The organism is Chitinophaga sp. CB10, assembly GCA_001870995.2.
Classification (GTDB): domain Bacteria; phylum Bacteroidota; class Bacteroidia; order Chitinophagales; family Chitinophagaceae; genus Chitinophaga.
In genome coordinates this window covers 62,541-72,209 of the sequence record MLAV02000022.1, presented here as the reverse complement: position 1 = coordinate 72,209, position 9,669 = coordinate 62,541, and the positions used below count along the sequence as shown (strand labels likewise).

Below are 9,669 nucleotides of genomic sequence, written 5' to 3'. Positions count from 1 at the left end.
GAGTTCTTCGTAGTCAAATTTTTCTTGTTGTTCCATAAAAAAAAACTGTGTTAAAGGTCTTGTTTTTTTAGCCTTTGACACAGTTTATTTTACAGTCTTTCCTGCTTAAATATTTTTTAATGTGTGATACTTAGCTTTGCTTTCTTAGCTCCTTTGCACCTTTGCAAGAACCTCTGTTTCTTACTAACCTTTGCGTTCTTAGCTCCTTCGCGCTCTCTGCGAGCCCCTTCCCTCCTTACTAACCTTTGCGTTCTTAGCTCCTCCGCGCTCTCTGCGAGCCCCTTCCCTCCTTACTAACCTTTGCGTTCTTAGCTCCTCCGCGCGCTTTGCGTGCAACCTCCGCGCGCTTTGCGTGCAACCTCCGCGCGCTTTGCGAGCAACCTCCGCGAGAAATAAAAAAACCCCGCCCAAAAGAGCAGGGTCTGTCCTATTTATCCCTATACCTATGAAATACGAATTTAATGTTATTCAGTGATGGTGCCTGCTTCGTTCAGTAGCACTGCCTTATCTGCACCATTATCCTGAATATTAACCTTATAGTAGGCAGCAACATCTGCCCTTTCTATTTTCCAACCATCTTTGATAGTTGCTTCCGGATACTTCGTCTTTAGTGTTGTTGTCACTGACTCCGGTAATGACTGTGCGTCGTATTCGCTTTTGGTGCTGATCCAGCCACCGTCCGCATTGTACTGCGCAACAGTTTTAATATTTTCCTTCAGGAAACTAACGTTCCAAAATCCGGCACTTGTCTTTGTCCATTTGGCGTCAGTTGTACCTGCAAAATTCTGTTCAAAAGAGCTTTTTACTGCAACAGGTGCTTCCACCTTATGAGTAACAGTTTTTGTTTTTTTAACTGATTTTTTTTGCTGTGCAAAAGTTATGCCGGAAGAGACTAAGACCGCGCAAAAAATTAACGTCAACTTTTTCATATAAGATATGGTTTTGCCGTTGGGTTAAATTAATTACTAGGTTTCTCAATTCTTCCTCTTTGACACCAAAACAATGCCAAAAACGCAAAATAACGCTGCTTTATTGTAAATTACTAAAATATCCACAAAAAAAGTTCGAAATCCGGTAATTTATGTAAACTAACGCCTTTCGGTCCCGGGCTATTTTATTAACTTCGCACAATTTTAATCAATTATTGTATCAAATAACATCAAAGGGCGGGGAATTGTTTTATGTCCAGCAAATATCAGGAATATAACCAACTGAATTTACCTCAGATAGAGAAAGAGATACTCCGGCAATGGGAACAGCACCAGGCTTTTGAAAAAAGCGTGGAAGTTCGGGAGGGCGCTGCTCCGTTTGTATTTTATGAAGGCCCACCAAGCGCCAACGGCCTGCCTGGTATTCACCACGTGATTTCACGTACCCTGAAAGACCTTGTTTGCCGCTACAAAACCATGCAGGGCTTCCAGGTAAAGCGCAAGGGCGGATGGGATACCCATGGCCTGCCGGTAGAACTGGGCGTGGAAAAAATGCTGGGCATTACCAAAGAAGATATTGGTAAAAAGATATCCATCGCCGAATACAACGACACCTGCCGTAAAGAAGTATTAAAATATAAGGATAAGTGGGACGAACTGACCCAGAAGATGGGTTATTGGGTAGACCTCAAGGATCCTTACATCACTTTCGATAATAAATATATTGAGTCCCTCTGGTGGTGCCTCCAAACCCTGTATAAGAAAGGACTGCTGTACAAATCCGTCAGCATCCAGCCTTATTCCCCGGCGGCCGGTACCGGTTTGAGCTCCCATGAGCTGAACCAGCCAGGCACCTATAAGGACGTAAAGGATACCACCGTGGTAGCCATGTTCAAGGCGGTGAAAGCAGCCAACTCGCAGTTCCTCTTTGAGGCGGCCGGTAATGATGAAGTGTTCTTCCTGGCCTGGACGACCACCCCATGGACACTGCCTTCCAACCTCGGCCTTACCGTAGGACCCAATATTGAATATGCGCTGGTGCGTACCTTCAACCAGTACACACATCTCCCCATAAATATTGTAATGGCAAAAGTGCTCCTGGGTAAATATTTCAAACCGGAAGGAGAAAATGCGGATTTCGATGCTTATAAAGAGGGAGATAAAGTGATTCCCTGGCAGATCCTCACCACCTTTAAGGGTAAGGACCTGGAAAACCTGCGCTATGAGCAGCTCCTGCCTTATGCACAGCCGGAAGAGGGGGATCCGTTCCGCGTGATCCTCGGCGATTTCGTTACCACGGAAGATGGTACCGGTATCGTACACACGGCCCCGGCCTTCGGTGCGGACGATAACCGCGTCGGTAAAAAATACGGCATCGGCATACTCACCCTGGTGGATAAAGAAGGTAAATTCACCGATAACGTTGGCGAATTCTCCGGCAGGTATGTGAAAAATTATAAAGATGACCCGGACTACAAAGACGTAGATGTGGACATCGCCGTGAAACTCAAGAAGGAAAACCGCGCCTTCAAGGTGGAGAAGTATGAACACTCCTACCCACATTGCTGGCGTACGGATAAACCGGTACTCTACTACCCGCTGGACGCCTGGTTCATCAAAACCACCGCGCTGAAAGACCGGATGGTGGAGCTGAACAAGACCATCAACTGGAAGCCGGCCTTCACGGGTACCGGCCGTTTCGGCAACTGGCTGGAAAACATGGTGGACTGGAACCTGAGCCGCAGCCGCTACTGGGGTACTCCCCTGCCTATCTGGCGTACGGAAGACGGCACAGAAGAAATCTGCATCGGCGGTATCGAAGAGCTGAACGCCGAAATCCGCAAAGCCAATGAGGTGTTAGGGGGAGATGTGAATAAATCCTATCTCCACGAAGGTATCCTGGACCTCCATAAACCTTACGTGGATGAAATCATCCTGGTAAGCCCATCCGGTAAGCCAATGCGTCGCGAGCCGGATCTGATCGACGTGTGGTTCGATTCCGGCGCCATGCCTTATGCGCAATGGCATTATCCGTTCGAAAACAAGGCGGCGCTCGACAAGGGCGAAGCGTTCCCTGCGGATTTCATTGCAGAAGGTGTGGATCAGACCCGTGGATGGTTCTACACATTGCATGCCCTCGGCGTGATGCTTTTTGACAGCGTAGCCTACAAAACGGTCGTTTCCAACGGACTCGTACTGGACGCAAAAGGACAAAAAATGAGTAAGCGCCTCGGTAACGTGGTGAACCCTTTTGAGACCATAGAACAGTTCGGAGCGGACGCTACGCGCTGGTACCTGATTACCAACGCCTCCCCCTGGGACTCCCTGAAATTTGATATTAAAGGTATCGGGGAAGCGCAACGAAAATTATTTGGCACACTTTATAATACATACAACTTCTTCGCAATGTATGCTAACCTGGATAATTTCACTTTCAAGGAGGCATATATACCGCTGGAAGAGCGTCCGGAAATTGACCGCTGGATCATTTCCGACCTGAACTCGCTGGTGAAGGATGTGACCGCTTACTTCGATGACTATGAGCCTACGCAGGCAGGCCGCGCTATCGAACGCTTTGTGGATGAACACCTTAGTAACTGGTACGTTCGTTTGTGCCGTCGCAGGTTCTGGAAAGGAGAGTACGAACATGATAAGATTAGTGCTTACCAGACCCTGTACGAATGCCTGGAAAAAGTGATACAGCTGATGGCGCCGGTATCTCCATTCTTTACCGACTGGATGTTTAACAACCTGAACAAGGTCACCGGACGCAGCAGCGCAGCATCCATCCACCATACCAACTTCCCTGTGGTACAACCGGAGGCGATCGATCCGGACCTGGAAGAAAGGATGCAGCTGGCCCAGGACATTTCTTCCCTGGTATTGTCCTTACGCAAGAAAGTGAATATCAAGGTTCGTCAGCCATTGCAGAAGATCCTGATCCCGATAACGGACGCGCACATGCAGGAACAGATCGCCAAAGTGGAAGATCTGATAAAAAGTGAAGTGAATGTTAAAGGGATTGATTATCTTACGGAAACGGAAGGTTTTATCAAGAAAAAGATTAAACCTAACTTCAAATCTCTCGGCGCTAAAATGGGCCCAAGGATGAAAGCAGTTGCCGCGGCGATCAACGCCTTCACGGATGCTGACATCGCAGCCCTCGAAAGAGAGGGGAATTACACCCTGTCAGTGGATGGTGAGCAGTTGCAAATACAACTCTCTGACGTAGAGATCATTTCCGAAGATATTCCTGGATGGACAGTAGCCAATAAAGGTGCCCTCACGGTAGCACTTGATATTACTATTACGCCACAGCTGCAGGATGAAGGTAACGCCAGGGAACTGGTTAATCGTATTCAGAAAATACGGAAAGACAGCGGCTTCGAACTAACTGACAGAATTGATGTTAAAGTAGCAGCGGTAGATTCCCTGAAATCAGCGATTATTAACTATAATGACTATATTTGCACGGAAATTTTGGCAGATAGCTTGGATGTAGTAGCAGCACTACAAGAAGGTACAGAAATAGAGGTAAACGACCTTAAATTCAATGTATTAGTTAACAAAAAAAGCTAATCCCCCATGGCAACAAAAAAGAAGGTTGCTAGCAAATCGACCCAAAAGGCAGCTTCGGCGAAGGATAACAAAAAGAAGGCTTCACCAGCAAAAAAAGCTGCACCCGCTCCGGCCAAAAAAGCGACAACCGCTCCTAAAAAAGCGGCTGCGAAACCGGCCGCGACCAAAGTTGTAAAGCCAGCAGCTTCTAAAGCCGTGGTTGCGAAACCTTCTGTTAAAAAGGCTGCTCCAAAGGCCGCCAAGCCTGTTGCTAAGAAGGCTACTGCCCTCCAAAGCAAAACACCGTCCGTTAAAGCAAAAGTTGCTGTACCTGCAAAATCGACCGTAAAAAAAGAACCTGCTAAAAAGCAGCTAGTGGTGACCAAAAGCGTTTCCGCTGAAAAACAGAAACCATTAATTTCTAAGTCAGAAGAAAAAGAACTTAAAACGATGGCAGTAAAGAAAGCAGAAAAGGAACAAGTTGCTAAGGAGAAAGAATCCGCAAAAAAAGCAGCGGAAAAAACAGTAAAAGCGGAAAAACCAGCCAAAGCGGAAAAAGCCGCAAAACCTGAAAAGGCTGAAAAAACCGAGAAAAAAGCTGTTAAATCCGGTGCAACTGTAGCTTACCAACCTGAATTTACCAAATCCGTACTGGATCAACCCGATACCCCGGTAGGACCCGTATTCAGGTATAGTGATGCTGACCTGCAGGAATTCAAAGACCTTATCCTCAAAAAATTAGAGGCAGCTAAAAAAGAACTGATCTACCTGCAAGGCCTGATCACCCGTAAGGACGAAGCCGGTACTGACGATACTGAAAACAAATATATGAGCATGGAAGATGGTAGTGGTTCCCAGGAAAGAGAACAACTTAACCAGATGGCCAGCCGCCAGATTCAGTTTATCGATCACCTGGAAAAAGCCCTGGTACGTATTGAAAACAAAACCTACGGTATTTGCCGCGTAACCGGTAAACTCATCGATAAGGCCCGTTTGAAAGCAGTACCTCACGCTACCCTTAGCATCGAAGCCAAATTGGCTAAAAGCAAATAAGCTTTACACGCAATAGCGTAAAAATAAAGCGCCCTCTCATACTTTATGAGAGGGCGCATTGTTTTTTATATACTGCTTTACCATGTCAGTACCTAACAGGCTGCCTGCGCCTTTTTCGCACTACTGCGCGACCTCAGCGCCAGGTACAGCAAACTGGCCGCGCCAAGCCCTACCAGGCTGCCGATGCCGATCTTCGTGGCCTTGCGTTTATCGATTTTAATAGGCGGAATTTTTATGCCTTTTTTAACAGGCGCTACATCCGGAACAATCTCCAGTAATGGCTGCAGCGATAAGCCGGTGATGATCTTGTCAGCAATCTTTTCTACAGCCGACCGCTGATATTGTGGACAAAATGCAACACCGATCCCCGCATTTACGAGCAGTTGTTCGTCATGCTTACCATCGCCTACATAGATGATATTTTGCGTAGCAATGCCATACTCTTTTGAAATATGCGCCAGCAGATACTGTTTGCTGTAAGTGCCCAGCTGCATGAAATGCGTGCCCGGGGTAAACTCGCCCGTAGCCACACTGTTGATCAGCTGAATCTTATTCGAGAACACGAAATCCATTCCCAGCTTATTCTTGATATGCCGCGCCACGCAGCCATAGCTCTCCGTTACCAGGCCGCATACATAACCCCTGCGTTTGAGCTCCTGGACCACCGTTTCAATACCCGGTACAATAGGAATAGCATCCGCCACTTCCAGTAATTCCGCAACGTTACGGCCTTCGAATAAAGCAGTGATTTTGCGCAGCCGCTCCAGCGGCGTGAGGGCAGCGGCTTGTATGGCGAGGTAGCGTTGCTCTTCATCAAACGCAATGGCGGCCCAATGCAGGTAATCCTGCGTGAATACTGCATGGTCCAGGTTGAAGATGACCATCTTCTCCATCTTCTCAATCGTTTCGAGGATGGAGTACTCCATCTGTTCCCGGATAACGTTGATATTACCGAGCGTTTCCAGGTTTTCCGTAGGAATGTTTTCCGCTTTTTTCAGGATTGTCCGTGAAACCTCCCGGGACATTTTACTAAGTTGCTCCCAGGTTTGCATGGCATTCTCCACGCGGCCGATATTCGCTTCCGTAATACGCGCGCCTTGCAGGTGTACGTCTATCAACAACCCGATATCAACCCCATAATCATTTTCGAAATGTACCGTGGTGAGTAAATTTTTCCGGGCTGCAATCATACCGCTGAGGGGCTGCTGAAAGTGCGCCAGCTCCGGAAAGAGGATACTCAGCAGCGGCTTGGCCACGAGTTGCGTGACCCTGCCAGCCTGCCTTTCAAAATAGGATTTAACGAAATCTGCTTCGTCATTTTCAATAGGAATGGTTAATAAGTCAATAATATTATCAGGGTAAGTAAGTATATCACCGTCTACATAGGCAATAATATCTCCTTTTGCTGCCATCATTCCTTCCCTCATGGAAATACCTTTGCCGCGCTGGCTGCTGGTAATGACACGCACATCTTCCTTCATCGCTTCAGCTACGGTATTATCTGTAGAGTTGTCGTCAACTACAATAATTTCTATCTGGCGGGATGTCTTCTTTATCGTTTTTATAACCTGGCGTATGGTTGCGCCTTCGTTTAATACAGGAATTACGACTGATATCATAGGGTTCGCTATGTTAAAGGTTAAAAAAATAAAGCTGCAAAGAGCTGGTTGGCATTATCGGCAGGCATTATCACAAAAACGGTACCATAAAACCCGCTACCGGGGCGCAAAAAAAGGCGGCGCCCTTTTAAAGGCGCCGCCAGTCGTGTATCCTATGACGTTATATTATTGTTACTTGAACTCCTGCATCTCTACCAGGCGTTTATAAATACCGCCTTTCGCCAATAACTCCTGGTGGTTGCCTCTTTCCACGATTTCGCCCTGCTCCATCACGATGATCTCGCTGGCATGTTGAATGGTGCTGAGGCGGTGGGCAATAACCACCGTGGTGCGACTCTCCATCAGTTTATCCAGGGCTTCCTGCACCAGTTTTTCTGATTCGGTATCCAGTGCGGAAGTGGCTTCGTCCAAAATCATGATAGGCGGATTCTTAAACACCGCGCGTGCAATGGTAAGGCGCTGACGCTGGCCGCCGCTGAGTTTCATGCCGCTGTCGCCAATGGAAGTATCATAGCCGTTTTCCAGCCGCTCAATGAATTCGTGCGCATTGGCGATTTTGGCAGCGCGGATCACATCTTCCAGCCTGGCGTCCGGATAGCCGAAGGCGATATTGTTGAACACCGTATCGTTGAAGAGGATAGCCTGCTGTGATACTACGCCCATGAGGCTACGAAGATCATCCAGTTTCAGGTCCCGCACATCCTTACCATCGATGGTAACAGTGCCTTCCTGCACATCGTAAAACCGTGGTAATATATCTGCCATGGTGGATTTGCCGGCTCCGCTCCTGCCCACCAGCGCAATGATCTGGCCTTTTTCTATCGTCAGGTTCACATTTTTCAGCACAGGTGTTTGCTCATATGCGAAGGTGACATTGTTGTACACGATGGAATGCTCGAAGGCTTTCACCGGAAGGGCATCAGGCTTTTCCCGGATAGCCACCGGCGTATCCAGTACATCGAAGATGCGCTCGCTGGATACAAGGCCTTTTTGAATATTGGTAATTGAAGTGGAGATATTTTTGGCCGGTTGGAGAATCTGCGAGTAAAGTATCAGGTACGTGATAAATACCGAACCGGTGAGCGTAGGATTCTCCCCAATAACCAAACTACCTCCGTAGATGATCAGGATGAGGATCACGGAAACGCCCATGATTTCAGAAATGGGAGAAGCCATTTCACGCTGGTTGTACATGGCACGGCTGGTTCTGATGAACTGGTGGTTGACATGGCCGAATTTATCCTGCATATAACGGGAAGCGCCAAACGATTGTATGATCCGGATGCCGCTGATGCTCTCTTCAAAAATGCTGATGGTTTTCGACAGCCATTCCATGCTCCAGTGGCCTTTCTTCTTCAGTTGCTTGCTGATGTAGGAAATAACCAGGCCGGATATCGGGAAGTAGAACAGGGTGAACAGCGTGAGCTTGAACGATATGTAGAAAAGGGTGGCGAAGGTGAAAATGATGATAAACGGATCGCGGAGAAACACCTGGATGGCGTTTACCACGTTGGATTCGATTTCCTGCACATCGTTGGACATCACGGTCAGCAAGTCCCCTTTCTTCCGGTTGTGGAAGAAGGAGAGCGACTGTTCCGTCAGTTTCTTATAGAGATCGTTGCGTACCCGTTGGAGCATGGTCATGCGCAGGCGGGTGATCACCCGTGCGCTCATGTACCTGCCGGCGTTGGCAATAATGGTACAGGATGCAATAAACAGCCCCACAAATACAAGGGCCCGCATTTTGTCCTGTATGAAGAGGGCGCTGAGGTGGTATTTGAATAGCCCGGTAAAATAATCGATCGAAAGGCTAAACTCCGGTTTAACCAGGTTCTGTGCCGCCTTTTCTGAGCTCAGCTGGTTAAACAGCAGGTCGAACAGGGGTATTAATGCCGTAAAATTTACCAGTCCGAATATGATGCCTATGATGGTATATATCACGTATTCAGGCAGGTAATGATGCAGCGGTGTAGCATATCCCAATAATCGCTTGAAAGTCTTCATTCCTGTTTCTTTAGTCTTGATTGTAAGAACAGGCAAAAATAGGTTAATTTCGCACCGGTACCCGTATTTATTAACGAAAAAACTGAACGACATGCAGGAAACTAAGAGGCAAAAACAAATTGGACAGTTAATTCAGGAGGAATTAAGTGATATCTTCCAGCGTATGGGTTTCAACGTACTGGAAGGGGGAATGATTTCCATTGCTGCCGTGAAGATGACGCCGGACCTGCTGGAGGCGAAGGTGTACCTGAGTATGTTCCAGATCAAGGATCAGGATGATATGCTGTCCCGTATCAACGAGCGTATGGGAGAAATCAAGAAGGCCCTGGGGCAGCGGGTAGGCAAGCAACTGCGCCGGGTGCCGGAGCTTACTTTCTTTTTGGATGAAACCCTGGATTATGTTTTCAAGATGGAGGAATTATTCAAAAAGATCAAGGAAGACGACTCCAACATCAAAGGAAAATCAGATATCAACAAAGACACAAAATAATAAAAGTCCCGCTACC

Annotated in this window: 6 protein-coding genes; 3 read left to right on the top strand and 3 right to left on the bottom strand. The window is 47.4% G+C overall.

The window, feature by feature from the left end; genetic code table 11:
• Nucleotides 1-464 precede the first annotated feature (464 nt).
• Nucleotides 465-929 carry a PepSY-like domain-containing protein gene (locus BOC67_RS23540; protein WP_291914351.1) on the bottom strand — a complete coding sequence of 155 codons (465 nt, stop codon included), beginning with the start codon at nt 927-929 and terminating at the stop codon, nt 465-467.
• A gap of 252 nt (nt 930-1,181) precedes the next feature.
• Here BOC67_RS23540 and ileS point away from each other — a divergent pair, with 252 nt between their 5' ends.
• Complete coding sequence (gene ileS, locus BOC67_RS23535) at nt 1,182-4,508, top strand: isoleucine--tRNA ligase (protein WP_291914348.1); 3,327 nt, start codon at nt 1,182-1,184, stop codon at nt 4,506-4,508.
• Between the two features lie 6 nt (nt 4,509-4,514).
• Nucleotides 4,515-5,540: a TraR/DksA C4-type zinc finger protein gene (locus BOC67_RS23530; protein ID WP_291914345.1), complete on the top strand. Its 1,026-nt coding sequence runs from the start codon at nt 4,515-4,517 to the stop codon at nt 5,538-5,540.
• 92 nt (nt 5,541-5,632) lie between these two features.
• On the opposite strand, the gene BOC67_RS23525 is transcribed toward BOC67_RS23530, so the two are convergent.
• Nucleotides 5,633-7,159, bottom strand: a complete 1,527-nt coding sequence (locus BOC67_RS23525; protein ID WP_291914342.1) for a glycosyltransferase — start codon at nt 7,157-7,159, stop codon at nt 5,633-5,635.
• A 171-nt stretch (nt 7,160-7,330) separates the two neighbouring features.
• A complete protein-coding gene (locus BOC67_RS23520) occupies nt 7,331-9,163 on the bottom strand; it encodes an ABC transporter ATP-binding protein (protein WP_291914339.1) in 1,833 nt (610 codons plus the stop codon).
• A 91-nt stretch (nt 9,164-9,254) separates the two neighbouring features.
• On the opposite strand from BOC67_RS23520, the gene rbfA reads away from it, so the two are divergent.
• Entirely contained in the window at nt 9,255-9,653 is a 399-nt protein-coding gene (gene rbfA / locus BOC67_RS23515) for a 30S ribosome-binding factor RbfA (protein WP_291914337.1), read from the top strand.
• Nucleotides 9,654-9,669: the final 16 nt, after the last annotated feature.

Coding starts and splice junctions, on each gene's coding strand:
- BOC67_RS23540 (WP_291914351.1), bottom strand. CDS start 929: ATGAAAAAGTTGACGTTAATTTTTTGCGCGGTCTTAGTCTCTTCCGGC.
- ileS (WP_291914348.1), top strand. CDS start 1,182: ATGTCCAGCAAATATCAGGAATATAACCAACTGAATTTACCTCAGATA.
- BOC67_RS23530 (WP_291914345.1), top strand. CDS start 4,515: ATGGCAACAAAAAAGAAGGTTGCTAGCAAATCGACCCAAAAGGCAGCT.
- BOC67_RS23525 (WP_291914342.1), bottom strand. CDS start 7,159: ATGATATCAGTCGTAATTCCTGTATTAAACGAAGGCGCAACCATACGC.
- BOC67_RS23520 (WP_291914339.1), bottom strand. CDS start 9,163: ATGAAGACTTTCAAGCGATTATTGGGATATGCTACACCGCTGCATCAT.
- rbfA (WP_291914337.1), top strand. CDS start 9,255: ATGCAGGAAACTAAGAGGCAAAAACAAATTGGACAGTTAATTCAGGAG.